The sequence below is a fragment of the Rhizobium sp. IY2 genome (assembly GCF_047532935.1).
In the GTDB taxonomy this organism is placed as follows: Bacteria; Pseudomonadota; Alphaproteobacteria; order Rhizobiales; family Rhizobiaceae; genus Rhizobium; species Rhizobium anhuiense.
This window is the reverse complement of record NZ_JBLKNU010000001.1, coordinates 1,151,421-1,175,875: the sequence shown is the minus strand read 5'-3', so window position 1 is coordinate 1,175,875 and position 24,455 is coordinate 1,151,421. Positions and strand designations below refer to the sequence as shown.

At 62.2% G+C, this 24,455-nt stretch carries 24 protein-coding genes and 1 pseudogene; 19 read left to right on the top strand and 6 right to left on the bottom strand.

All coding sequences use genetic code 11. The features are described from left to right. Positions 1-205: 205 nt before the first annotated feature. A complete protein-coding gene (locus ACMUVN_RS05710) occupies positions 206-3,604 on the bottom strand; it encodes a DUF3971 domain-containing protein (RefSeq protein ID WP_132571882.1) in 3,399 nt (1,132 codons plus the stop codon). 124 nt (positions 3,605-3,728) lie between these two features. Between ACMUVN_RS05710 and ACMUVN_RS05705 the strand changes: the two genes are divergently transcribed. The 5 genes from ACMUVN_RS05705 to ACMUVN_RS05685 all read left to right on the top strand — a co-directional run bounded on the left by ACMUVN_RS05705 (position 3,729) and on the right by ACMUVN_RS05685 (position 8,558). Further along, complete coding sequence (locus ACMUVN_RS05705; protein WP_132571885.1) at positions 3,729-4,202, top strand: peroxiredoxin; 474 nt, start codon at positions 3,729-3,731, stop codon at positions 4,200-4,202. Further along, positions 4,199-5,026, top strand: a complete 828-nt coding sequence (locus tag ACMUVN_RS05700) for a ferritin-like domain-containing protein (RefSeq protein WP_028758362.1) — start codon at positions 4,199-4,201, stop codon at positions 5,024-5,026. Before ACMUVN_RS05705 ends, ACMUVN_RS05700 begins: the two co-directional genes overlap by 4 nt. 106 nt (positions 5,027-5,132) lie before the next feature. Beyond that, positions 5,133-6,452 carry a peptidoglycan DD-metalloendopeptidase family protein gene (locus tag ACMUVN_RS05695; RefSeq protein WP_127430896.1) on the top strand — a complete coding sequence of 440 codons (1,320 nt, stop codon included), beginning with the start codon at positions 5,133-5,135 and terminating at the stop codon, positions 6,450-6,452. 157 nt (positions 6,453-6,609) lie between these two features. After that, positions 6,610-8,127 (top strand): DEAD/DEAH box helicase, encoded by a 1,518-nt coding sequence (locus ACMUVN_RS05690; RefSeq protein ID WP_047609983.1) that lies wholly within the window; start codon positions 6,610-6,612, stop codon positions 8,125-8,127. Positions 8,128-8,135: 8 nt separating this feature from the next. Next, positions 8,136-8,558 (top strand): NUDIX domain-containing protein, encoded by a 423-nt coding sequence (locus ACMUVN_RS05685; protein ID WP_047609985.1) that lies wholly within the window; start codon positions 8,136-8,138, stop codon positions 8,556-8,558. On the opposite strand, the gene ACMUVN_RS05680 is transcribed toward ACMUVN_RS05685, so the two are convergent. Next, complete coding sequence (locus ACMUVN_RS05680; protein ID WP_047609986.1) at positions 8,559-8,876, bottom strand: TfoX/Sxy family protein; 318 nt, start codon at positions 8,874-8,876, stop codon at positions 8,559-8,561. A gap of 37 nt (positions 8,877-8,913) precedes the next feature. After that, entirely contained in the window at positions 8,914-9,408 is a 495-nt protein-coding gene (locus ACMUVN_RS05675; RefSeq protein ID WP_028758357.1) for a flavin reductase, read from the bottom strand. Between the two features lie 180 nt (positions 9,409-9,588). Here ACMUVN_RS05675 and ACMUVN_RS05670 point away from each other — a divergent pair, with 180 nt between their 5' ends. The 5 genes from ACMUVN_RS05670 to purB all read left to right on the top strand — a co-directional run bounded on the left by ACMUVN_RS05670 (position 9,589) and on the right by purB (position 14,032). Beyond that, positions 9,589-10,671 (top strand): ABC transporter substrate-binding protein, encoded by a 1,083-nt coding sequence (locus ACMUVN_RS05670; RefSeq protein WP_047609987.1) that lies wholly within the window; start codon positions 9,589-9,591, stop codon positions 10,669-10,671. 66 nt (positions 10,672-10,737) lie between these two features. Continuing rightward, complete coding sequence (gene rpe, locus ACMUVN_RS05665) at positions 10,738-11,415, top strand: ribulose-phosphate 3-epimerase (protein WP_414814907.1); 678 nt, start codon at positions 10,738-10,740, stop codon at positions 11,413-11,415. Beyond that, complete coding sequence (locus ACMUVN_RS05660) at positions 11,412-12,137, top strand: DUF2259 domain-containing protein (protein ID WP_028758354.1); 726 nt, start codon at positions 11,412-11,414, stop codon at positions 12,135-12,137. Before rpe ends, ACMUVN_RS05660 begins: the two co-directional genes overlap by 4 nt. Before the next feature lie 32 nt (positions 12,138-12,169). Then, complete coding sequence (locus tag ACMUVN_RS05655) at positions 12,170-12,655, top strand: hypothetical protein (RefSeq protein ID WP_414814906.1); 486 nt, start codon at positions 12,170-12,172, stop codon at positions 12,653-12,655. Between the two features lie 69 nt (positions 12,656-12,724). Continuing rightward, positions 12,725-14,032: an adenylosuccinate lyase gene (purB, locus tag ACMUVN_RS05650; RefSeq protein WP_028758352.1), complete on the top strand. Its 1,308-nt coding sequence runs from the start codon at positions 12,725-12,727 to the stop codon at positions 14,030-14,032. A gap of 90 nt (positions 14,033-14,122) precedes the next feature. Here the strand turns inward: purB and ACMUVN_RS05645 are convergent, their stop codons facing one another. Next, a complete protein-coding gene (locus ACMUVN_RS05645; RefSeq protein ID WP_127430954.1) occupies positions 14,123-14,602 on the bottom strand; it encodes a low affinity iron permease family protein in 480 nt (159 codons plus the stop codon). A 129-nt stretch (positions 14,603-14,731) separates the two neighbouring features. Continuing rightward, positions 14,732-15,538 carry a DUF2189 domain-containing protein gene (locus ACMUVN_RS05640; RefSeq protein ID WP_132571888.1) on the bottom strand — a complete coding sequence of 269 codons (807 nt, stop codon included), beginning with the start codon at positions 15,536-15,538 and terminating at the stop codon, positions 14,732-14,734. Positions 15,539-15,713: 175 nt separating this feature from the next. Between ACMUVN_RS05640 and ACMUVN_RS05635 the strand changes: the two genes are divergently transcribed. The 7 genes and pseudogenes from ACMUVN_RS05635 to ACMUVN_RS05605 all read left to right on the top strand — a co-directional run bounded on the left by ACMUVN_RS05635 (position 15,714) and on the right by ACMUVN_RS05605 (position 21,679). Beyond that, the gene (locus tag ACMUVN_RS05635) at positions 15,714-16,271 is read left to right on the top strand and encodes an RBBP9/YdeN family alpha/beta hydrolase (RefSeq protein WP_028758349.1); all 558 of its coding nucleotides are present in this window, start codon (positions 15,714-15,716) and stop codon (positions 16,269-16,271) included. A 92-nt stretch (positions 16,272-16,363) separates the two neighbouring features. Beyond that, positions 16,364-18,662, top strand: a pseudogene (locus tag ACMUVN_RS05630) (putative bifunctional diguanylate cyclase/phosphodiesterase). A 250-nt stretch (positions 18,663-18,912) separates the two neighbouring features. Then, positions 18,913-19,677, top strand: coding sequence for a phosphoribosylaminoimidazolesuccinocarboxamide synthase (gene purC, locus ACMUVN_RS05625; RefSeq protein WP_003568927.1), 765 nt, complete (start codon positions 18,913-18,915; stop codon positions 19,675-19,677). 15 nt (positions 19,678-19,692) lie between these two features. After that, positions 19,693-19,935, top strand: a complete 243-nt coding sequence (gene purS, locus ACMUVN_RS05620; protein ID WP_012757626.1) for a phosphoribosylformylglycinamidine synthase subunit PurS — start codon at positions 19,693-19,695, stop codon at positions 19,933-19,935. A 44-nt stretch (positions 19,936-19,979) separates the two neighbouring features. Next, positions 19,980-20,534 carry an RNA 2'-phosphotransferase gene (locus tag ACMUVN_RS05615; RefSeq protein WP_132571891.1) on the top strand — a complete coding sequence of 185 codons (555 nt, stop codon included), beginning with the start codon at positions 19,980-19,982 and terminating at the stop codon, positions 20,532-20,534. After that, a complete protein-coding gene (purQ, locus tag ACMUVN_RS05610) occupies positions 20,531-21,202 on the top strand; it encodes a phosphoribosylformylglycinamidine synthase subunit PurQ (RefSeq protein WP_028758346.1) in 672 nt (223 codons plus the stop codon). Before ACMUVN_RS05615 ends, purQ begins: the two co-directional genes overlap by 4 nt. A gap of 84 nt (positions 21,203-21,286) precedes the next feature. After that, the gene (locus tag ACMUVN_RS05605; protein WP_028758057.1) at positions 21,287-21,679 is read left to right on the top strand and encodes a hypothetical protein; all 393 of its coding nucleotides are present in this window, start codon (positions 21,287-21,289) and stop codon (positions 21,677-21,679) included. 315 nt (positions 21,680-21,994) lie between these two features. Here the strand turns inward: ACMUVN_RS05605 and ACMUVN_RS05600 are convergent, their stop codons facing one another. Beyond that, complete coding sequence (locus ACMUVN_RS05600) at positions 21,995-22,252, bottom strand: DUF1127 domain-containing protein (RefSeq protein ID WP_028758058.1); 258 nt, start codon at positions 22,250-22,252, stop codon at positions 21,995-21,997. An 81-nt stretch (positions 22,253-22,333) separates the two neighbouring features. On the opposite strand from ACMUVN_RS05600, the gene ACMUVN_RS05595 reads away from it, so the two are divergent. Both ACMUVN_RS05595 and ACMUVN_RS05590 read left to right on the top strand, forming a co-directional pair. Further along, positions 22,334-23,752 carry a PLP-dependent aminotransferase family protein gene (locus tag ACMUVN_RS05595; protein ID WP_047609998.1) on the top strand — a complete coding sequence of 473 codons (1,419 nt, stop codon included), beginning with the start codon at positions 22,334-22,336 and terminating at the stop codon, positions 23,750-23,752. A 122-nt stretch (positions 23,753-23,874) separates the two neighbouring features. Continuing rightward, positions 23,875-24,438: an acyloxyacyl hydrolase gene (locus tag ACMUVN_RS05590; protein ID WP_097543645.1), complete on the top strand. Its 564-nt coding sequence runs from the start codon at positions 23,875-23,877 to the stop codon at positions 24,436-24,438. Positions 24,439-24,455: the final 17 nt, after the last annotated feature.

The window sequence follows — 24,455 nt, the reverse complement described above, 5'->3', positions numbered from 1 at the left end:
ATCGCAACGGCCGTTGCCAAGGCCGGAGACGCAGCTTACATCAAATTTCCCTAAAATAGCAGGCCAAGCGTCGTTCGCTCGTTTCGACACCGGGCTTCGGATCGATTCTGATCGGGTCGATGCTTGCGCGTTTTGCTGATCCTACTCAGGCGGAAAGGAATTTAGGCGTTCTCGCCACGACCTCTGCCGTCCGGCCTTCACAGCCTCACTGGAACTCGAAGATCTGCCGGAAGACGCCAGGCGCGATAATCGACAGCGGATTGATCTGCAGGTTCGGTTGGTCGAACTTGCCCGTCAGTTTGAAGGTGATGCCGATCAGGCCGCGGTCGCTGCCATTTCCGAGGATGACGCCGATCAGCGGCAGCTCGGCAAAGAGGCGGTTGAGGCCGTAGGCCGGCATGAAGGTGCCGGTCATGTCCATATTGCCCTTGCGGTCGCGCACGACGCCCTGGAAGGTCGCGCCGATCTGGTCGCCGCGCAGCACGCCGTTCTCGATTCCGACCATGCCATTGCGTGAAACGACGCGGGCAAAGCCACGCTGGAAGCGCTGCGACGAGGTATCGATGTCGCGCTTGACCGCCTCGTTGAGGCTGCGCTGTTCACTTCCGACAGGCGTCGAGACGATCGAGCGCAAGCGTTGTTCGTTGACGATCGAGAAGCGGCGCACATCGAGCGAGCCGTCCCAGCCGCCCTCTGCCCCCAGCCGGATCGCCAGATTGAGCAACCCTCCCTGCATGTGCTGGTAGAGATCGGCGAAACGCGATACCGCGCCGGCATCGCCGCTGGTGATGTTGATGACGCCGCCGTCCTTCATCTGGCTGACCACGGCCTCGCCGCTGTCCGTGACGGCGGAAAAGTTGAGCGTCTGCAGCTTGTCGCCGCGCAGTGATATCTGCGCCTGGAAATTGCCGACCTTCTCGTCGTTGAAGCCGATGACGTTTTTCAGCCGGGCGCGCACCGATACGCTGGTGTCGCCGCCATCCCCGTCGCCATCGCCGTCCGAGCCCGATTTCAACCGCGCGATAACAGGCCGCGCATCGGCGCTGTCGCCGGAGACCGAGACGTCGAAATTGCCTTTGCTGCGCTTCACCGAGAGAGCGAAATCGTCGAGCGAGGAAAGCTTGACACTGTCGAAATCGGCCGAGGTCAGCCCACCCTTGCCGATATTGAGCGATCCGTTGGCGCCGAAACCGTCGCCTTTCAGCCGGAAGTTCTTGATCTGAGTGTTGTCGGCCGGGCCGGAGGTTTCAAATTCGGCTGTGGCGGCAATGCCGCTGCCCTTCGACCAGCCGATCCAAGGCAATTCGAGCAGCGATTTGGTGAGGTCGAGCTGGACGTCCTGCCGGTCGTTGTCGATCCGCGTCAGCACCATCTTCACGCTGCCGCCGATGATGCCCGAAAGGCCGGGTATCAGCTTGTTGCGCTGGTCCTCGGAAAGCGTCGCGGTGATCACCCGCTGCCGCAACGCACTGTCGGATGCCTCAACCGGTTCGGTAAGATCGATATCGGCCGGAACGCCGTCGATCTGGGCCTTGGCATCGAGCGTGATCTGTTTCGGATTGCCGTTCAGCGTGCCGTCGAGATTGGTGATGGTACGGCCGGAAAATGGCTTGGCGAGATCAATATCGCTGAGCTTCATGGCCGCCGCCCATTCGGCCGGCGGCGGGTTCTGCGAGGAGAGCAGGCCGAAATGCGCCTTCACATTCGCCTCGATCCGACCCTTGAAATCGTCGGGCGTAAAGCCGGCGCGCTGCAGCACCCGGATCGGCCTGTAGGTTAGAAGCTCGCCGACCGCGTCCGCCGCGCCGGACACCGCGAGATCGATATCGGCCATCAGCGGCTTGTCATAGGCGGATGGTATGACGAATGTCCCCTGCCCGAGACCGACGGACCGGCCGGAGGGGAAATAGGACGTGCCGCTTTTGATCGCGATCGTCGCAACGGGGCCGGTCAGGTCGAAATGTGCCGACGTGTCGCGGATGGGCGGAATGTCGCCGGCGACGTTCATCCGAGCCCCCGCGATGTCGAAACCGATGCGGATCTGGTTGGCGTCGAGCTTCAATCCCTTGCCGCCGGCTGCCTCGTCCAGCCGGCCGAAGGGAATGAAAACGGAAATGGAAGCGTCGGTGACGGTGCCGCCGAAGAGATTGCCGTGCACCCAGTTGCGCACCTTGGGCGCCATCCAGAACGGCCAGAGCTGCTTGATCGCCGTCGTCTGCAGCTGCGACGACTGGCCGGCGAAGCTGATCTCCGGCGATTTGTCGCCGAGCTTGATATCAAGCGATCCGTAGAGCGCGCCGAGCGGGCTGGAAACGGTCATGTTGGGAAACCGGAATTCCCGGCCGGCGACCATGTAGCGCCCGGTCGCCTGGATATCGAAGGCAACAGGCGGCTCGCCGGAACCGCCGGGGGCCGCCGTGCCGCCGCTGACCAGCAGGTCGATGCCGAAGCCCTTGCCGGCCTGCGGGTCGAGCTTGTCGAGATCGATCAGCGCGCCGTTGATCGGCAGCGTGGTCGCGCCGAACCGGGCGTTGGACCGGGCAATCTCGATCGTCTGCTTGGCGAAATCATAAACGAGGTTGATTTGCCCGCCCGACAGCTCCTGCGGATCACCGTCCGCATAGATCAGGCCGGGATCGATATCGACCGTTGCCGCAAGCGCCGGCTGCGCGCCATCGCGCGCCCTGGTGGCCGACACCGTCATGTCGACAAAGGCGCTAAGCCCCTGCCGTATCACACCCTGATCGTTGCGTTTCAGCGCGAACGGCGTGAGGTCGGCATGCTTCAGCGTCGCCACCACCTTCGAAACGTGACCGTCTTCCTTCTCGGCCAGCACGTCGAGTTCCGCCACCTCGCCGTTGAGCGCCACCTCGCCGGTCAATTGCAGCGAGGACGGGCCGGCATGGGCAAAGACGAGATTGTCGACGACGAGCGACAGCGGACCGTTAGCGGTATCGGCAAGCTTGATGTCGATGCCGGAAATGCGCACCGAATTCGTCGAGCCGCGTGTGGCAATACTGTCGAACATGTCGAACTGCGAGAAGATCCTCTCCATCGCCGCCGGCATGGCGTCGATGCGCAGATCGTCGAGCTTGACGGGATTGCCGGAAGGCAGAAGCGCGGTATCGAGCGCGATATCGTCAGCCTCGATGTCCGTGACGGCGATGCGGCCGCGGAAGAGCTGCAGCGGATCCAGCCCCAGACGCACCGAACCCGTCGTCGACAGATGCTGGCCACTCCCCTGGTCGATCATGTTGACGTTGCGCGCTTCCAGCGCCAGACGTAAGCCCGAGGTGAAGCGGATGACGGTGGAGCCGACCTCGGCGCGGTAGCGCGGTCCGGCCACGCCGTTCAGCGCCGCCTGCGCCTGCTGCGACAGCGGTTTGTCGAACATGCCGCTCTCGACGGTGAAAACGATGCCGGCCAGAATAACAAGGATCAGTCCCACAAATCCGCAGGTCAGCTTCGCCGTGCGGCGCATCGGCGAACGCGGCGGCGGGCAATGGACGATGATCGGATCCTCGGCCTGGGCGGACGGCAGGCGGTCCAGCGCAACGATATCCTTCTTGCGAAACGTGACCTTTTCGCCGCGGATGGCTGACATGCGCCCTCGGGCTCTCCCTTTAGTGAAGAATTGAACCCGGCCATGCTGGACGGGTTTCCATCCACTATATAATTCGGGGAGAGAAAGTGTCATCCACAAACCCGGCAAAAGAAAGGTTTTCCCAATGGCGGTTCCCGGCATCGGCGCCACGGCCCCCGATTTCAACCTTCCCCGCGACGGCGGCGGCCGCGTCTCGCTGGCCGAATTCCACGGCAGGCCGCTCGTGCTGTTCTTCTATCCCAAGGACGATACGACCGGCTGCACCGCCGAATCATTGGCTTTCACGGCCTTAGCAGCCGAGTTTGATGCGGCGGGCGCCGCCGTCATCGGCATGTCTCCCGATTCGGCCGCCTGCCATGACAAGTTCGTCAAGAAGCACCGTCTTTCGGTTGCGCTCGCCTCGGACGAGGAAAAGACGACGCTGCAGGCCTATGGCGTCTGGAAAGAAAAGAGCATGTATGGCCGCAATTTCATGGGCGTCGAACGCACCACCTTTCTCATCCGCAAGGACGGCATCATCGCCACCATCTGGCAGAAGGTAAGGGTGCAGGGGCATGCCGAAACCGTGCTCGAGGCCGTGCGGAATCTCGCCGCGTGACGGGGCATCTGGCCATAACCTCGCTGCGCGGTGGCGCCATCGATGCGATCTCTTCCGCCGATCTCGACCGCAAGACGGCTCTTGCGCAGGAAAGCGCCACCCGCTGGTTCGCCCGCCGGGTGTCGCTGCGCTCGCCGCTCGATGCCGCCCTGCCGGACAGGCCCGGCCGTCCCGACAGGCCGGAGCTGACGCCGCCGACCCAGGTGAAGAAGCGCTCGCTGCATACGCTCAAAGGGCGGATCGCCCTGCTGCATGCCATCGCCCATATCGAACTCAACGCCGTCGATCTGGCGCTCGATATCGTCGCGCGATTCGCGACAGAGCAGGTGCCGAATTCCTTCTTCGACGGCTGGATGCAAGTCGCTTTCGAGGAGGCGAAGCATTTTCGCATGGTGCGCGCCAGACTCAACGATCTCGGCGCCGATTACGGCGATCTCCCCGCCCATGACGGGCTCTGGCAGGCTGCCCATTCGACGCGCAACGATCTGACGGCAAGGCTCGCCGTCGTGCCGCTGATTCTTGAAGCCCGCGGCCTCGACGTCACGCCGTCGCTGCAGGCGAAGATGCGCGAAACCGGCGATCTCGAAAGTGCGGCGGTGCTCGACGTCATCTACAACGACGAGAAAGGCCACGTCGCCATCGGCGCCAAATGGTTCCGCTTCCTCTGCGCGCGGGAGAAGCGCGACCCGGCAAAAGCCTTCCAGGAACTGGTACGCGCCAATTTCCGCGGACCGCTGAAGCCGCCCTTCAATGATCTCGCCCGTGCCGAGGCGGGGCTGACGCCGTCCTTCTACCGCGCGCTGGCATCGATCAGCCACGCTTGAAATGCCTAGTATTTCTGCCGGGTACGACGGCAATGAAAGCATTCATTAACCATAAACGTGTCTAATTTTCCGAAAGAGGCGTAGAGCATCAATCGGGAGAGCCTGCGTGAACAGCGGACATCAGCACCGGGTATTCGGCAGGCGGGCGCAGGAACATATCCTCATCCTGGCAAGCGGCGACAATGTCCGCCACATGACGGTCCGGCCGTGGATGGCAGCCCTTGCCTTCTGCTTCATCGGCGTGTTCTCGATCGGCTATCTTCTCGCCACCTCCTATCTCGTGCTGCGCGACGACCTGATCGGCGCCACCATGGCGCGCCAGGCCCGCATGCAGCACGACTATGAAGACCGGATCGCCGCCCTTCGCGCTCAGGTCGACCGCATCACCTCCCGCCAGCTTCTCGACCAGCAGGTGGTCGAGGACAAGGTCGACAAGCTGATGGAGCAGCAGATGGCGCTGACCTCGCGCCATGGCAAGCTCGACAATCTGCTCGATCGGGCCGAAAGTTCCGGCCTGACAGAGAAGGATGGCGCCCCGCCCGCGCCGTCTTCCCCCGTTCAGTCTTATGCCCCCGAGATCAAAGACAAGCGCGCTTCGCTTGACGGCGGCGGTATCCAGGCGATCGAGAAACAGCTGGCAAGCGGCGCCCCCGCCGATGCGACGCCCGACAATTCGACGCTTGCCTATGTGCCGACCGCGGAGACCGTCGGCGACCGCGCCGACCGGATCTTCTCCAAGGTGACGCTGTCGCTGAAGGATGTCGAACAGGACCAGCGCAGCCGGGTCGAACAGCTGACGAGCGATGCCGGCAGTGCCGCCAACGCTATCGAGACCGTGCTGACCCGCTTCAAGATCCCGATGCCCGAGACCGCGGCCAGGAAAGACGATGACGATGCCGTCGGCGGCCCCTATGTCGAGCCTGAAAGCAACGACGACTTCAACAATTCGCTGGTCGCCCTCGACGGCGCGCTGACCCGGCTCGAGGCCGTGCGCAGCACCGCCGAATCCCTGCCCTTCCGCAATCCCGCCGTCGGCAAGGAAGTGACCAGCCCCTTCGGCAATCGCCGCGACCCCTTCCTTGGCCGCCTCGCGCTTCATTCCGGCATCGACTTTCGCTTTTCGCCGGGCGAAAGGATCCGCCCGACGGCGCCTGGCAGGGTGATTTCGGCCGGCTGGACCGGCGGCTACGGCAACATGGTCGAGGTCGATCACGGCAACGGCATTTCGACGCGCTACGGGCATATGTCGGAGGTGCTGGTCAAGGTCGGCGACACGGTCGACCGCAACGACGTCATCGGCCTTGCCGGCAGCACCGGCCGCTCGACAGGCACGCACCTGCATTATGAAGTGCGCCAGGACGGTCACGCGGTCGATCCAGTATATTTCATGAATGCCGGCCTTAAACTCGCCACCTATATCAAGTAATACCCGGCCGGTAACCATCGCTTCACTCTGCACGGGGTGCGGCCTCTCTAATTCTTGACTTGCCGGCCATTCGGGGCTATGTCGCGCTGCATTGCGGCATGCAATCCCGCCGACTCGTTCAGAGCTCGGCCGAACCGGAACGGAAACAGTTTTCCCTTTGACGACATTTGCTGACCTTGGCTTGAGCCAAAAAGTGCTATCCGCTGTTGCCGACGCGGGCTACACGATCCCCACGCCCATTCAGGCGGGAGCTATTCCCTTTGCGCTCGAGCGCCGCGATATTTGCGGCATCGCGCAGACAGGCACCGGCAAGACGGCGTCCTTCGTTCTGCCGATGCTGTCGCTTCTGGAGAAGGGCCGCGCCCGCGCCCGCATGCCCCGCACGCTGATCCTCGAGCCGACGCGCGAACTCGCCGCCCAGGTCGCCGAGAATTTCGAGAAATACGGCAAAAACCACCGCCTCAACGTCGCCCTGCTGATCGGCGGCGTTTCTTTCGAGGACCAGGACCGCAAGCTCGAGCGCGGCGCCGACGTGCTGATCTGCACGCCCGGCCGCCTGCTCGACCATTTCGAGCGCGGCAAGCTCCTGATGAGCGGCGTCGAGATCCTCGTCATCGACGAGGCCGACCGCATGCTCGACATGGGTTTCATCCCGGATATCGAGCGCATCGCCAAGATGATCCCGTTCACCCGTCAGACGCTGTTCTTCTCGGCGACCATGCCGCCGGAAATCCAGAAGCTCGCCGACCGGTTCCTGCAGAATCCCGAGCGCATCGAGGTCGCAAAGCCGGCTTCCGCCGCAAAGACCGTGACGCAGCGCTTCGTCGCCTCGCACAGCAAGGACTACGAAAAGCGTGCGGTTCTGCGCGAACTCGTCCGTGCCCAGACCGAGCTGAAGAACGCCATCATCTTCTGCAACCGCAAGAAGGATGTCGCCGATCTCTTCCGGTCGCTCGAGCGCCACGGTTTCTCCGTCGGCGCCCTGCATGGCGATATGGACCAGCGCTCCCGCACGATGATGCTGCAGAGCTTCCGTGACGGCAATCTCCAGCTGCTGGTCGCCTCCGACGTTGCAGCCCGCGGCCTCGACATTCCCGATGTCAGCCACGTCTTCAATTTCGATGTCCCGATTCACTCCGAGGATTACGTCCACCGCATCGGCCGCACCGGCCGTGCCGGCCGCTCGGGTGCCGCCTTCACCCTGGTCACCAAGCGCGACACCAAATTCGTCGACGCCATCGAGAAGCTGATCGGCGAAAAGGTCGAATGGCAGAACGGTGACCTGAATTCCCTACCGCCGGCAGAAGAAGGCAAGGACAGCGAACGCCCGCGCCGCAACAGCCGCGAGCGTGGCGGTCGGGACGATCGAGGCGAGAAGGATCGCGGCCGCGGCCGCGGCAGTCGTGGCGCCGCGAGTCATAAATCTGACAACGACATACAGGATAATGACGTCCAAGTGATCCAGGCAGCACCAGTAAAGGCCGACATCGTGAAGAACGAGCGCAAAGCAGAGCAGAAGCCGCAGAACAACGCGCGCAACAATCGGCCTTATCCGGCAAATGATGACAGCCGCGACCGCCGCCGCCATCGCGACCACGACGACGGCCCGACCCCGATCGGTTTCGGCGACGATATCCCCGCTTTCATGCTGATCGCCGGCAGCGCCAAGGTCTGAGCATTGCCATGGCCAGACCCGGTATCGATTTTCCGGGTCTCGGCGTCGGGCTGGTGATTCTGCGCGACGCCAGGATCCTTCTCTACAAACGTATGCGCCCACCTGAAGCCGGCTATTGGAACATTGTCGGCGGCAAGGTCGATCACATGGAGCCGGCCGAGGAAGCCGCGCGCCGCGAGGCCGAAGAAGAAACCGGCCTGACGATCGGGCGCATCGAACGAATCGGCATGACCGAGCAGATCATCGATGCCGATCGCCAGCACTGGATTTCAGTTCTCTATCTCGCCCGTGACATCGAAGGCGAACCACAATTGACCGAACCGGACAAGCTTTCGGATTTCGGCTGGTTTCCGCTGACGGACTTGCCCGAGCCGCTGTCGGCCTTCACCAAGGCGGCGATAGCGGCTTTGCCGACTGCCGAACGCAGCTAGTCATTCGGCGCGAAGCGACGCCTCATAGGCTAGCCGCACCCATTTCGCCATCAGATCGGGATCGTCATAGGCCTCGTCGGGGATCGACCAGTAGGGCATCTTCACCGGCTTGCCCTTCTTGCCTTCATAGCTCCACTGCGTGGCGCCGGCAGCCGCAAATTCCGGGGCACTCTTCTCATCGGCCTTCAGCAGCATCTCGTCCCGCACTTCGAGCGCGATGATGCGCCCAAGATGATAGATGCCCTTGCCGCCGAACATGCGCTTGACCGTGACCGGGCCGAGCCCCTGAAACATTTCCTCGATCCCGGCATTGTCCATTCTCTATTCCCTCGAAATCTCGGCCACGGCGCTCTCATCACAGCGCGTGATAATCCCGGTCCATATAGATGAGCGCTGGGTGTTTTTCGCTGAAGCGGACGGCCGCAACTTCGCCGAAGATGACATTGTGCGTCGGCATTTCCTTGATGTCGGTCACCCGGCAATCGAAGGCGGCAAGCGCGTCGGCCAGGACGGGCGCGCCGGTGACGAGCATCTCAAAACGGGCGCTGGCGAAACGGTCGTCATCGGCAAGCGCCGTGCGTCCGGAAAAGGCATCGGCGACGCCCTGATGATGGGCGCCGAGCGTATTCAGGGCGAAGATGCCGCTCCTGAAAAAGATGTCGTTCTTCGGGTTGGTGTTGTTGAGGCAGATCAGCACCGAGGCCGGATTATCCGAGACCGAGCAGGCGGCGGTGATGGTGACGCCGCGGCGCAACTCGCCCATCGCCGTCGTCACGAGCTGCACATGGCCGGCATAACGGCTCATGGCATCGCGATAAAGGCCAGGGTCGATATGCTGCCTGTTCAACACCTGCTTCTCCCGTGCGCGCTTTTGCATTGATCGACTTGTTATCGCGCCAATATGGCGAGCATCGGTTACCTTTTCTACAATAGGACCGGTGAAAAGCGCTGCGTTGCGCTTGTTTTTCTTTGACGATCGCGGCCTTGCGGATAAAAGGGCATGGACGACGGCTAGGGATCTTCGCCTTTCATGATCAACCTGCGTGGCATAGCAGCCTTTCTGACGCTGCTGGGAGCGGCCGTGCCGAGCCATGCGGCAGGCGTGACGATCGGCGTCGTCGCCCCTCAGAACGGCACGCTCGCCCTCCTCGGCGCCCAGATTGCCGCCGGCGCCGGTTTCGAGATTCAACAATCAGGCAATACTCTGGTCGCCATCAACGAGACCTGCGAAGAGAATAGCGGCGCAGCAATTGCCGACGCGCTGATCAATGCCAAGGTGCAGGTCGCGATCGGCTTTCTCTGCAGCGAGACGCTGGAAGGCGCACTGCCGAAGCTGAAGGACGCCAACATTCCCGCGATCACCGTCTCCGTGCGCTCCCGCATCCTGATGGAGGATGCGCTGAAGAACGGCTGGCCGCTCTTCCGGGCAGCGCCCGCCGACGGCGCCGAGGCGGCAAAGATCATCGAAATCATCCTGAAGGACTGGGCCGCCGATCCGATCGCCCTGATCGAAGACGGCACCATCCATGGCCGAGAACTGACGGAAGCAGTGCGCAACGCGCTGGAGCAGAACGGCCTGAAGCCGGTCTTTACCGACACCTATCGGCCGGGACAGGAACAGCAGATTGCCCTCGTGCGCCGCCTGAAACGGGCCGGCGCCACCAGGGTCTTCATCGGCGGCGACCGCAACGACGTTGCCGTCATCGCCCGCGACGCCAAGGCGGAGAACATCCCGCTGTCCATCCTCGGCGGCGATGCCATGCGCGCCGCCGACCAGCCGCTGCCGCTGATTACAGGCGTGCGCGCCGTTGCCCTGCCCGAATATACCGTTCGGCCGGAAAGCGCAGCTGCAGCCGACGCTTTGCGCGCCAAAGGCATCGAGCCGGAAGGTTATGTCCTGCCGTCGCTGGCCGCGGCACTCATTGCCGGCCAGGCTGCGGAAGCCGCCGCTGCAGCGAGCAAACCCCTCCAGGAGATGCTTCTCGGCACGACATTCCAGACGCCGATCGGCACTATGGCCTTCACCGGCGCGCATGAGCTTTCGCAAAACCCCTACCGCCTGCTCGAATGGCGGGGCAACGGCTTTTTTCCACCCGCCGCGCCAACGCAATGAGCGGCGCGCGCCAGCCTTGAATCAGGGCGCCGCAGTCAAATGGCGACCCATATGGAGTAAGATTTGATGACGCTGCCCATTCGCATCGCCCCCTCGATCCTCGCGGCGGATTTCGCCAGGCTCGGCGAGGAGGTGCGCGACGTAACGGCCGCCGGCGCCGACTGGATCCATCTCGACGTGATGGACGGGCATTTCGTGCCGAACATCTCCTTCGGCTCTGATGTCATCAAGTCGCTGCGCTCCTACACATCAGCCACCTTCGACTGCCACCTGATGATCTCGCCGGTCGACGATTATCTCGAAGCCTTCGCCAAGGCCGGCTGCGATCGGATCACTGTCCATGCCGAAGCCGGACCGCATCTGCACCGCTCGCTGCAGACCATCCGCAATCTCGGCAAGAAGGTCGGCGTGACGATCAATCCGGCGACACCGCTCAGCGCCATCGAGAACGTGCTCGACGATGTCGACCTCATCCTGATCATGTCGGTCAATCCCGGCTTCGGCGGACAGAAGTTCATTCCGGCGATGGCGGCCAAGATCGCGGCGGCGAAGTCACTGATCGGTGATCGGCCGATCGAACTCGAGGTCGACGGCGGCGTGACTGTGGAAACGGCGCCGGCAATTGCCCGGGCGGGCGGCAACGTCCTCGTCGCCGGCTCGGCAATTTTCAAGGGCGATACGGTCGAGGCTTACCGTCGGACCATCGCCGATCTGCGTCAGGCAGCCGAAGGGGCACGAACATGAAGAAGCGTCTCATCATTGGCGGCGTGCTTGCCGCCGCACTTGCCGGCCTGCCCGGCATGTCACTTGCCGGAGACATTGCCAATATCCAGCCGATCGGCTTTTCCGCCGACGGCAAGGTCTTCGGATTTCAGGAATTCGGCATCAAGGAGGAGGGCCGCGTCCCCTACTCCAACACCTATTTCGTCAATACCGGCAGCGGCCAGTATCTCGAGGGCACGCCGTTTCGCACCGAACTGACCGATAAGGACGCCAATCTTTCCAAGGCGCGGCGGCAGAACCTGACGGCGGCACGCGGCGAGATGGACAAATACGATCTCCTGACCAATCCCGGCCTGATCGCCGCCTTCAATCCGCCGACCGAACTCGGTTCTCCTTCGAAGACGATCCGTTACACGACGCTTGCGACCGACGGTCCACCAAAATCACCCTATACGCTCTCGCTCGGCGAGATGCCGGTGCCGACGCCGAAGGAGTGCGCTTCGATCGACAAGCGGGTGCTTGGCTTCAGCCTGCAGATGATCGAGAAGGAGGGCGCTCCGAACCGCCAGGCGGCACGCCAGGCCACCGCCGTTCCGGCCGAACGGGTATGTTCGGTCGAATACCGGATCGGCGGCGCGATGGTCTATCAGCCGGAAACCGGAAATCAGGTTCACATCGCCCTCATCCTCGCCTTCGATGCCGAGAGGAACGGACGCTGGATCGCCGTTCCGGTTCATCCCTGAGCATGGATCGCCCCAGGACGGATCGCCCGAGGATGGATCGTCTAAGAGCTGCGCGGCCGCCCTACCCTGATCTGATTGCCGGCGCGCTGCTTTGGGGCATGCAGATGCTCGCCGCCGCCATGCTCGGCCTTTACCTGCGCAACGGCCTGGAGACGAGCCGTCTAGCCGAGGTCGCCACACTCTATTTCCTCGGCGGCCTGCTCGCCTGGCCCTTCGCCCTGCCGGTCGCCCGCTTCCTTGCCTATGACAGGCCGCCGGAAGCACGTTTTGCCGCTTTTTTCGTGACGCTGACAGCAGCGACGATTGCGATGACCGCCTTCCTCTTCGCCATGGAATACCGGATCTTCTATTCGCGCTGGCACGCCCCCTTCGGCAGCATCATCTGGGCTTTCCAGTTCGTCTTCACCAGTATCAGCGCCGTCTACCAGTTCCTGGTGATCGGCCTGCGTCTTTTCCTGCCGCTTGGTCTCGTCTGCCTTGTCGTCAGCAGCTATCATCTTGCCAAACGCATGCATTGAGATTGCCGCCCGTCTTTGCTACAGGGGCTTCAACCTTGAACAAATCTCTTGAAGTGAAGGCAGCAGCCCATGATCCCGCGTTATTCCCGGCCCGAAATGGTCGCCATCTGGTCTCCCGAAACCAAGTTCCGCATCTGGTTCGAGATCGAGGCGCATGCTTGCGACGCGCTGGCCGAACTGGGCGTCATCCCGAAATCCGCGGCTAAGACAATCTGGGAAAAAGGTGGCGCCGCCACCTTCGACGTTGCCCGCATCGACGAGATCGAGGCCGTCACCAAGCATGACGTCATCGCCTTCCTCACCCATCTTGCCGAAATCGTCGGCCCGGATGCGCGTTTCGTCCACCAGGGTATGACCTCGTCCGACGTGCTCGATACCTGCTTCAACGTCCAGCTGGTCCGCGCCACCGACATCCTCATCGCCGATCTCGATCGCCTGCTCGAAGCGCTAAAAACCCGCGCCTTCGAACACAAGGACACCGTCACCATCGGCCGTTCTCACGGCATTCATGCCGAGCCCACCACCTTCGGCGTCAAGCTGGCGCTCGCCTATGCCGAATTCGAGCGCTGCCGCCAGCGCCTAGTCGCCGCCCGCGAGGAAGTCGCGACCTGCGCCATCTCGGGCGCCGTCGGCACCTTCGCCAATATCGATCCGCGCGTCGAGGAACATGTCGCCGAGGCGCTCGGCCTGAAGGCCGAACCGGTCTCGACGCAGGTCATCCCGCGTGACCGCCACGCCATGTATTTCGCCACCCTTGGCGTCGTCGCCTCGTCGATCGAGCGGCTGGCGACCGAGATCCGCCACCTGCAGCGCACCGAAGTGCTGGAGGCGGAGGAATATTTCTCGCCCGGCCAGAAGGGCTCTTCGGCCATGCCGCACAAGCGCAATCCGGTGCTGACCGAAAACCTGACCGGCCTTGCCCGCATGGTCCGCTCCTATGCCATGCCGGCGATGGAAAACGTCGCCCTCTGGCACGAGCGCGACATCTCCCATTCCTCGGTCGAACGCATGATTGGTCCGGATGCGACCGTGACGCTCGATTTCGCCCTCTCACGCCTCGCCGGCGTCATCGAAAAGCTGCTGGTCTATCCGGAGAATATGGAAAAGAACCTCAACAAGTTCCGCGGCCTCGTCCACTCCCAGCGCGTCCTGCTGGCGCTGACCCAGGCCGGCACCTCCCGCGAGGATGCCTACCGCCTGGTGCAGCGCAACGCCATGAAGGTCTGGGAACAGGGCAAGGATTTTCTCGAAGAGCTGCTGGCTGATGCCGAGGTGCGGGCTGCGCTATCCGAGGAGGATATTCGGGAGAAATTCGATCTCGGATATCATACCAAGCATGTGGATACGATTTTCCGGCGGGTGTTCGGCAACGCCTGAGCGATCTGCAATCAACGATATGGCGGCGCCCTCGCCGGCGCCGTTTTATTTCTGCCTTTGGCTCTCTGCAATTGCAGAGCGGATGATGGTTCAGTTTTTCTCAAGCGGCCGTTGTTTCTGCTTGTTTCCTTTGGCGGCAACAGGGCGCTTGCGTGCCGCGGCCTTTTTCAAAGGCGCCGCTTTCGCCGCCTCCTCTGTCCTGCAAGCCTCCGTCTCACCCCTGCCCTTGGCGGCCTTGGCGACCAACTCGTCGAGGCGCTTCAGCTCCTCCTCGTCGAGGTTCTCGATACCGATGAAACGGTTCTCGGCGTGGCTCGTCAGGATGATTTCGTTGAGTTTGGCCTGGATCGCCCGCGTGTCGCGCGTCTGGGCGTTCTGCAATACGAAGACCATCAGGAAGGTGATGATTGTCGTGCCGGTATTGATCACCAGCTGCCAGGTTTCCGAATAATCGAAGAACGGGCCTAGGCAGGCCCAGATGATAACGGCGATGAGCGCCAGGATGAAGATAACGGGCTTGCCCGCCCATTCTGATGTCTTGGTTGCGAAGCGGGCAAACAGATGCTTTATCGCCACCTCTGAAATCCTCCCTCGACGTCTCCAGAGCATGGTCTCGACGACATCATGCTCTGGCAAAAAACTCCGAGGCAGGTTTGAGGTTCCCCAGGGATTCGAGAATTCCCTGGGGGCGAGGCTTGGTTACGCGGCGGCTTCCCGCGCAATCAGCTTGCGATAGAGATGCCAGGTCGCATGGCCGAGGATCGGGATAACCAGCGCAAGCCCGGCAAAGACCGGGATCGTGCCGATCACGAGCAGTGCGGCGACGATCAGGCCCCAGAGCAGCACCGGCACCGGATTGAGAACCATCGCGCGGATCGACGCCGTGACGGCGGCCACCGCCCCGACATCGCGGTCGAGCAGCAACGGAAAAGTGATGACGGTCATCGCCAGCACGACGAGCGCGAAGACGAAGCCGATGAGATTGCCCCAGATGATCAGCTGCATGCCCTGGGGCGTGCCGAAGACCTGGCTGAAGAAATCCGCCATGCTGCGCGGGAACACTTCGCCGAGCAGATTGCTGTAGAGCGTCTGCGCCGTCACCAGCCAGACGACAAAGAAAGCGCAGAGCATCAGTCCGACCGCCACGATCGATGGCAGAGCCGGCGAATGGCGCACTTCGAGCGCGTGCGTCCAGGACGTGTCAAGGCCGGCCTCGCGCCGGCGGCTGATTTCGTAGAGGCCGATCGCCGCGATCGGGCCGATCAGCGCGAAACCCGCCATCAGAGGGAAGACCATCGGCAAAAGGTTGGCGCCCGAGGTCCACAGCGTCAGGAAGACGCCGGCGATCGGGTACATCAGGCATAGGAACACATAGTGGGACGGTTTCTCCATGAAATCATTGTACCCGCGCTTCAGCGCGTCGAAGACGTCGGCGATACTGATGCGATTGACGACGGGGCGCACAAAGTTTTCACTTGAACCCGTCATGACATGAAATGCCGCCATGGCTTTCTCCTCCTCAGCCGAGACCTGATCGGCGGCGGACAGCATCGGCGGGCAAGCCGACACGAAATCCGCAACCGGCACTCGAGCAATATAACAAGTTTCAGCCGCCCTGTCGCTCTCTCCCTTGGCATCCCCTCTTGACATCTCGGCCAAGCTTTCTCACATCGGCGGCACCATGAAAGCCTCAGACGCAGATATCCTCATCATCCCCGGCTACACCAACTCGGGCCCGAGCCACTGGCAGAGCCGCTGGGAGGCAAAGCTCAGCACGGCGCGCCGTGTCGAACAGGTCGAATGGACGAAGCCGGTCCGCGAGGACTGGATCGCCCGCATCGCCGAGGAGGTGAACGCCTCGACCCGCCCGGTCATTCTCGTCGCCCATTCGCTGGGCGTGCCCTCGGTGATCCACGCCATCCCGCATTTCCGCAACCGGGTGGCGGGCGCGTTCCTCGTTGCTCCGCCCGATGTCGCCAATCCCGACATCCGCCCGAAGCATCTGATGACCTTCGGCCCCTATCCGCGCGATCCGCTGCCCTTCCCGTCGATCACGGTCGCCAGCCGCAACGACCCGTTCGGCAGTTACGACCATGCCGACGATATCGCCAGCAGCTGGGGCTCCTTCCTCGTCGATGCCGGCGAGTCCGGTCACATCAATGCCGATTCCGGTCACGGTCCCTGGCCCGAAGGCACCATGGTCTTTGCCCAGTTCCTCAGCCGGCTCTCCGCTGAGTGAGGAAAACCCGCCTTCTCGCTTGTTGAGCAAGTGCTTTCTAAGTCTTTCTTAATGGAATGACAGCAGACTGCACCGAGGTGAAATAAGCGAGAATGCCCGTGAAGAAAGCCCTTCCAGAGGCTGATGATCCGCATGGCGAAGCCGCAGCGGCTGAGGCAGGCATAGGCAATGGGGCGGCCGACGATTCCGACCTGGCGGAGCGGGAAAGCCGCTGGAACCACGCACTCGTCGGCTCGGGCCTTGGCGTATGGGATCATAACTACCGTCTCGATCGGAAATATTACTCGCAGACGTGGAAAACCATGCGCGGCATGGCGCCCGACGAGGAAGCCGCCGGCGATTACGACGCCTGGCTGCAGCTCGTTCATCCCGACGATCGCGATTTCGTCATCCATGCCATCGACCGGCAGAACGCCGGCGATCCCAACTACCAGATCTTCGAATATCGCGAGCGCCACAGGGACGGCCACTGGATCTGGATCGAGTGCCGCGGTGCCTGCGTGGAATGGGACGAGAGCGGCGTGCCGACGCGCATCGTCGGCACGGATACCGATATCACCGCCCGCAAGCAGGCCGAGGAGACGCTGGCGCGTTTGTCGCGCCGGCTCGATCTGGCGCTGGAGGTTTCCCGCATCGGCGTCTTCGAAGCCGATATCGAACATGATACCGTCGAATGGGACGAGCGCCTCATTGCCATTTACGGTCTGCAGGGCGCCCCGCGTCAGATCGGCGGCGACGCCTGGGCGAAAAGCCTGCATCCCGACGACCGGGAACGCGTGCTTGGCTTGTCCGACCGCAGCGTCGAAAGCGGAAGTGATTTCCAGCAGGAATACCGCATCATCCGCGGCGACGGCGCCGAACGCGTCATCCGCGCCCGCTCGGCCTTCTTCATCGACGGCAATGGCAACCGCAAACTGATCGGCGCCAACTGGGATGTTACCGAAGAGGCCGCGCTCCGCAACGAGCTGCAGCGCGCCAAGGATCTGGCGGAAGCGCGCAACCGCGAGCTCGAAGCCGCCAAGGAGAGCATCGAGCATCTGGCGCTGCACGATTACCTTACAGGCCTGCCGAACCGCCGCTACCTCGACAAGATGCTGGGCGAGCGCTCGGCCGAATGCCGGGCCAAGGACCTTGCACTGGCGATCCTGCAATATCGATCTCGACCGCTTCAAGCAGATCAACGACACGCTCGGCCACCGGGCCGGCGACGCCATGCTGCAGCATGCCGCAAACGTGCTGAGGAATTCCGTCCGAACCGCCGATTTCGTCGCCCGCATCGGCGGCGACGAGTTTGTCATCCTCTGCGCCGTCGATCCAGCATCGAAGAAGATCGCCGGCCTTGCCGAACGTGTCATCCGCGAATTGCGCAAACCCGTCAGATATGAAGGGCACGACTGCCGTTTCGGCGCCAGCATCGGCATCACCGTCGACAGCGGGCCGACGCTCGACGCCAAGCAGATGCTGCTCGACGCCGATATCGCGCTCTATCGGGCCAAGGGCCTGGGCCGCAACCGTTTCGAATTCTTCTCGGCGTCTGACCGCCGCGACACCATCTCCGCCAAGCACCTCGCCGACGAGATACTGATCGGCCTCGAACGCAATGAATTCGTGCCCTTCTATCAGCTGCAGTTCGATGCCCGCACGCTCGATGTCACCGGCGTCGAAACACTAGCGCGCTGGCAGCACCCGGTGCACGGGCTGCTGACGCCCGACCGCTTCCTCGATATCGCCGAGGATCTCGACGTCGTCTCGACCATCGACGCGCTGATCCTGGAACGCGCGCTGGCCGATCGCAGCGCCTGGATCAAGGACGGGTTGTCGATTCCGAAGATATCGGTCAACGTCTCCGCAAGGCGGCTCGCCGATCCCGATCTCGGCAAAAAGCTCCGCGCTCTGAAGATCGAGCCCGGCACCATCTCCTTCGAACTGCTGGAATCGATCTCGCTCGACGATTGCGACGAGGGGGTAGCCGCCAACCTGAAAAAGCTGCGCAAGCTCGGCATCGACATCCAGATCGACGATTTCGGCACCGGCCATGCCTCGATCGTCAGCCTGTTGCGCCTAAGCCCCAAGACGCTGAAGATCGACCGCGAACTGATCCGCATGCTGCCGCAATCGGCCGAGCAGCGCAAACTCGTCGGCTCGATCATCGATATCGGCCGCTCGCTTGATATCCTGGTCATCGCCGAGGGCGTCGAGACGGCGGATCACATCCGCATCCTCGAGGAACTCGACTGCGACACGCTGCAGGGCTACGCGCTCGCCCGGCCGATGCCGGCCATGCAGATCCCCTCCTTCATCCGCGCCGGAAGCTGGCGCCACGGGCAAATCGCCGCTCGCGCCTTGCAGACTGAGCTTCGCCGCGCGCTGCGCAGCAGAGCCGCCAAATAAACACCTGCATAAGCGGCCCGCCATTTCGCCTTCATTCCACCGTAGAGGAAAAGGCGCTAGACTCGTCTTGCGAATTCATTCGATTCTCTTGGCGGTATTCCGTAAAATCGGAAACCGGGGCCAGGAAATTCGGAAACCATGGAAGGAGCGACAGGCGGATTGTGAAACCCTCTCTTTTCCTTTAAGGGGACGCCACGAGATCGATCCACTCGCGCTATCCCAAGAGCGCCAACAACAGAGAATGACCACGATGAACCGTCGCCGCCGTATCTACGAGGGCAAGGCAAAGATTCTGTATGAAGGCCCGGAACCGGGCACTTTGATCCAGTTCTTCAAAGACGATGCCACTGCCTTCAACAAGAAGAAACACGAAGTCATCGATGGCAAAGGCGTCCTCAACAACCGCATTTCCGAATATATCTTCAGCCATCTAAACAAGATCGGCATCCCCACCCATTTCATCCGCCGGCTCAACATGCGCGAGCAGCTGATCAAGGAAGTGGAGATGATCCCGCTGGAGATCGTCGTGCGCAACGTCGCCGCCGGTTCTCTCGCCAAGCGCCTCGGCATCGACGAAGGCGTCGTGCTGCCGCGCTCGATCATCGAATTCTATTACAAGTCCGACGCGCTCGACGATCCGATGGTCTCCGAAGAGCACATCACTGCCTTCGGCTGGGCCAATCCTGCCGAGCTCGACGACATCATGGCGCTTGCCATCCGGGTCAACGACTTCATGACCGGCCTGTTCCTCGGCGTCGGCATCCAGCTCGTCGACTTCAAGATCGAATGCGGCCGCCTCTTCGAAGGCGATCTGATGCGCATCATTCTCGCCGACGAGATCTCGCCGGACAGCTGCCGGCTCTGGGATATCGAGACCCACGAGAAGATGGACAAGGATCGTTTCCGCCGCGACCTCGGCGGATTGCTCGAAGCCTATTCCGAAGTTGCGCGCCGTCTCGGCATCATCAATGAAAACGAGCCTGTGCGCGGCACCGGCCCGGTTCTCGTCAAGTAAGGCAGGAAAGACAAAGTGATCAAGGCTCGTGTCACCGTCACGCTGAAAAACGGCGTTCTCGATCCGCAGGGCAAGGCTATCGAGGGTGCGCTTGGCGCCCTCGGCTTCTCGGGCGTCGGCCATGTAAGACAGGGCAAGGTCTTCGACCTGGAACTGGAAGGCGCCGACAAGGGCAAGGCCGAGGCCGACCTCAAGGCAATGTGCGAAAAGCTGCTCGCCAATACGGTGATCGAGAACTACGCAATCGCGATCGACTGACGATCACAGACCCGTCTTCCGGCGGACCTTGAGGATTTGGCGTCATGATGAAAGCAAAGCTGGAGACGGAAGTCTCGAAATATATGAGCTATGTTTTGCGTCATGCGCCTGATGCCGCGGGTTTGACGCTTGATGGCGAGGGTTGGGTGTCGTTCGATGCGCTCGAAAAAGCGTTGGCGTCGAAATCCGACGTTTCCCGCGCCGATATTATCGAGATTGTCGAAAACAATCCGAAGAAGCGCTTCGCACTCGCCGATAATAGAATTCGCGCAAACCAGGGTCATAGCGTCGACGTCGATCTCGCATTGAACCCGGTTGAACCGCCTGCCGCTCTATTTCACGGCACGTCTCTGACGAACTGGCAGTCGATCGAGCGCGAAGGCTTGAAGAAGATGCAGCGACACCACGTTCATCTCTCAGCGGATGTCGACACGGCTAAAATCGTCGCAAGGCGTCGCAAGGGTGAATACATCATCCTGCGTGTCGACGCGGCCCGCATGTTTTCAGAGGGTCATTCTTTCTTTGTCTCCGACAATGGAGTATGGCTCGCCGAAAGCGTTCCAGTTCAATATCTTTCGCCAGACGCAGGGACCCCATGAAATCAGCTGTCGTTCAACTTCCGGGCCTCAACCGCGACCGCGACATGATCGCAGCCTTGGCCAAAATCTCCGGCCAGCAGCCGGTGACGATCTGGCAGACGGAAACCGAGATCCCCGATGTCGACCTGATCGTCATCCCCGGCGGCTTTTCTTATGGCGATTACCTGCGCTGCGGCGCGATCGCTGCCCGCATGCCGGTCATGCAGGCAATCATCGACAAGGCTGCGAAGGGCGTGAAGGTGCTCGGCGTCTGCAACGGCTTCCAGATCCTCGTCGAGGCCGGCCTGCTGCCCGGCGCGCTGATGCGCAATTCCTCGCTGAAATTCGTCTGCCGCGAAATCAAGCTCGAAGTCGTCAATGCCGAGACGGATTTCACCCGCGCTTATGCGCAGGGCCAAGTCATCCGCTGCCCGGTCGCCCATCATGACGGCAATTATTTCGCCGACGAAGCGACGCTGGCTGCGATCGAAGGCAATGGCCAGGTGGTATTCCGTTATGCCGAGGGCACCAATCCGAACGGCTCGATCAACGATATCGCCGCAGTGATGAACGAAAAGGGCAACGTGCTCGGCATGATGCCGCATCCAGAGAACCTGATCGAAGCCGCCCATGGCGGTTCGGACGGCCGCGGCCTCTTTGCTTCGGCGCTCGACGTCATCGCCGCCTGAGACCTGCACGTTGCCCCGCGCGTAGCGGTTTTGGGCAACTGCATGCACCCGAAAATCCTTCCGTCCGGATCTGGAGCAAGATTGATGCGCCCTCGCCTCGCAAACGCCGCCCTGTTGACCGCTCTCGCAGCCATGGTCGCAGCCTGCCAGACGCCGGCACCGACGACAGGCCCGAACCGTGGCGCGCTGCCGACGATGGAACGCGTGGCGCTCGGCGCCAATGCCTGCTGGTTCAAGTCGGGCGATCCGGCTTTTGCCGCCTATAAGCTCGCACCGGAACTCAATTCCTTTTCCGGCCGGCCGCGCATCCTGGTCGTCCACAAGGGCAGCCCGGAAAGCCGGCCGCTGCTCGTCGTGCAGGCTGAGGGAAGCCCCTCGCGTCTCCAGGCCTTCGGGCCGATGATGCAGGAGCCGGTAGCCGGCCGCATCGCCGCCGACGTCAATCGCTGGTCGGCAGGCAACAAGGCCTGCAGCTAGAGCCTTTCCGGGTTAGCTTGCAGCATTCTGTTGGCTCAAACGGAGTCGGATGGTCGACCGGCCGGCGCGCGTCGTAGCCCGGCTCTACGGCCAAGCCGGCCGGTCGATCAGCCGGCCCGTTTCAGCCAACCCGAAGGGCCAGGCATCTTTCCGCCAGGGCAAAGGCGATCGGCTCGGACGTACCAAGAGGTATGCCCTTCGCCAATCGCCTTTGCCCTGACGAAAACCTGCTCCGGCAGAATGCTGCAATCTAACCCGGAAAGGCTCTAATCGCCCCGTTCAGTTCCGAAAGCATGATCCGTTCGGAAAGCATCTTCAGTCCCAGAAGAACGACTTGCTGACTTCGCGCGCCGCATCGGACTGCGACACGCCGATATCCTTGAGCTCGTTCGCCGTCAGGTTTCTCAGCGCACGCCGGCCTTCCCGCTTCTGATGCCAGAGAAGAGTGGCCGCCCAGATCCGGCCGAGCCGCGTCGTCGCCTCAGCGGGCACGTCGGGGAGAATGATCTGTCTCCTGTCCTCATAGGAGACAATCGGTACAATCGGCATTTTGATCTCGGGTAAGGCAGACATTCCAGGAATCCTCACGGCTTGTCGTTGGAATTGACTCATACGCTTGACCGATACAATGTGCCAATATATACAATTGTCACCATGACAAATTGGCTTCCCGATATTTCCCGCGGTTCCGGGCCGGTCTATCTCCGGCTCGCCGACAGCATTGAATCCGCAATATCAAGCGGCGCCCTGCCCGCCGGCAGCAAGCTGCCGCCGCAGCGCAATCTTGCCTATGATATCGGCGTGACAATCGGCACGATCGGCCGCGCCTATGCGCTGGTGCATGAGCGGGGCCTGGTCGCCGGCGAAGTGGGGCGCGGCACCTATGTGCTGAACCGCTCCGAAACGCCGCCCGGCGAGCAGATCGATCCGCTGACCGTCTCGCTCGGCGGCACCCGCGTCCAGGATGCACCTGCCAACAAGATCCGTTTTGACACGACGGCCGCGCCCGATCTCGGTCAGGGCAAGGTCATAGCGGGCATCCTCGCCGAGATCGGCGAACAGCATCTGTCCGAAATTTCCTCCTATTCCCGGAGTTTCCCGCGCAACTGGTTCGAGGCCGGCCGCCTCTGGCTTGCCCGCAGCGGCTGGACGCCGGAGGTCGAGAACGTCGTGCCGACGCTCGGCGCCCATGCGGCGGCGATATCAGTGATCTCGGCCGTCTCGGCGCCGGGCGACAAGATCGTCTTCGAGGACCTCACCTACACGCAGGTCAGCCGCAGTGCTCGCCTGCTCGGCAGGCGCACGCTGACGGTCGATTCCGATGAGCTCGGCGTGATTCCCGAGGATTTCGAGCGGCTCTGTCAGCAGCAGCATCCGAAGATCGCCTTCCTGATGCCGACCGTCCACAATCCGACGCTGGCGATCATGCCCTATGAGCGACGGGTGGCAATCGCTGCAATCGCTCGGAAGCACGGCGTCTGGCTGATCGAGGACGATCTCTACGGCGGCATGGCCGATGACGACACGCCGCTGCTCGCCTCGATTGCGCCCGATCGCACCTTTCTTGTCAACGGCCTGTCGAAATCGGTCGCCGCCGGTGTGCGCGGCGGCTGGGTCGCCTGCCCGCCGCATTTTGCCCAGCGCATCAAGGTGACGCACAGGATGATCACCGGCGGCCTGCCCTTCATCCTGGCAGAGACCTGCGCACGTCTCGTCGAAAGCGGCACGGCGCACGAAATCCGCAAGGCAAGCGTCGAGGAACTCTCCCGGCGTGTCCGGCTCGTCCGCGAGCAGTTGCAGGGCTTCGATTTCGAATCGCACCCGCATGCGCCGTTCCTCTGGCTGAAACTGCCCGAACCCTGGATGTCCGGCACCTTCAAGAACGCCGCCTATCGCGACGGCGTGCTCGTCGACGACGAGGATGAGTTCAAGGCAGCCCGCGGCGAGAAAACCTATCACCGCGTCCGCATCGGTTTTTCCTCGCCGAAGACAGGGCAGGAACTCATTTCGGGCCTGATGATCCTGCGCCGCCTGCTGGAAAATGGCGGCTCCGCCTATGACGGTGAAATATGACGTGTTGCAAATCGACGCCATAAATCGGAAAAAACGCCGAAGCTTCTTCGAGGTGCTTTAGCGACTCGACGTCCATGTTACGCCTTTGTTGTTCCCGTCTGACGCGAATCAAAGGACAGCAAATGAGGCTCGATTACGGAAGGATCGCGTTGCGTTTTTTGGGCATGGCATCCGTGGCAGCGACAGCCGCGGGTTCGGCAACGGCCGGCGAGCAGATATTCGATGAATTGCGCTTCGGCGTCTCGACCTCGGTACAATCGGGCCATTCCAGGGAAGACGGCGTCTTTCCCGAGATTACCGCTCTCTTCGATCCCTTCGGCTACGACGCGGCGGTCGGCTGGCAGCAGCTGCTGCATCCCCGTATCCATCTCGGCACGTCGATCGGCACGTCAGGCGAGGCCACCCAATTCTTCACCGGCTTCACCTGGACGGTCGATTTCAACGAAAAGCTCTTTACCGAAGCCGGATTCGGCGGCGTCATCCATACCGGCGATCTCGAGGGCGACAGTGACGGTCCGGAACTCGGCTGTCGCGTCCTCTTCCACGAATATCTGGGCGCCGGCTACCGTTTCACCCGCAATTGGAACGTGATGGCCCAGATTGCCCACTCCTCGCATGCCAATCTCTGCGACGGCCCGAACGACGGCATGACCCGCGCCGGCCTGCAGATCGGCTATAAGTTCTGAGTGGTTGCCGCCTTTGT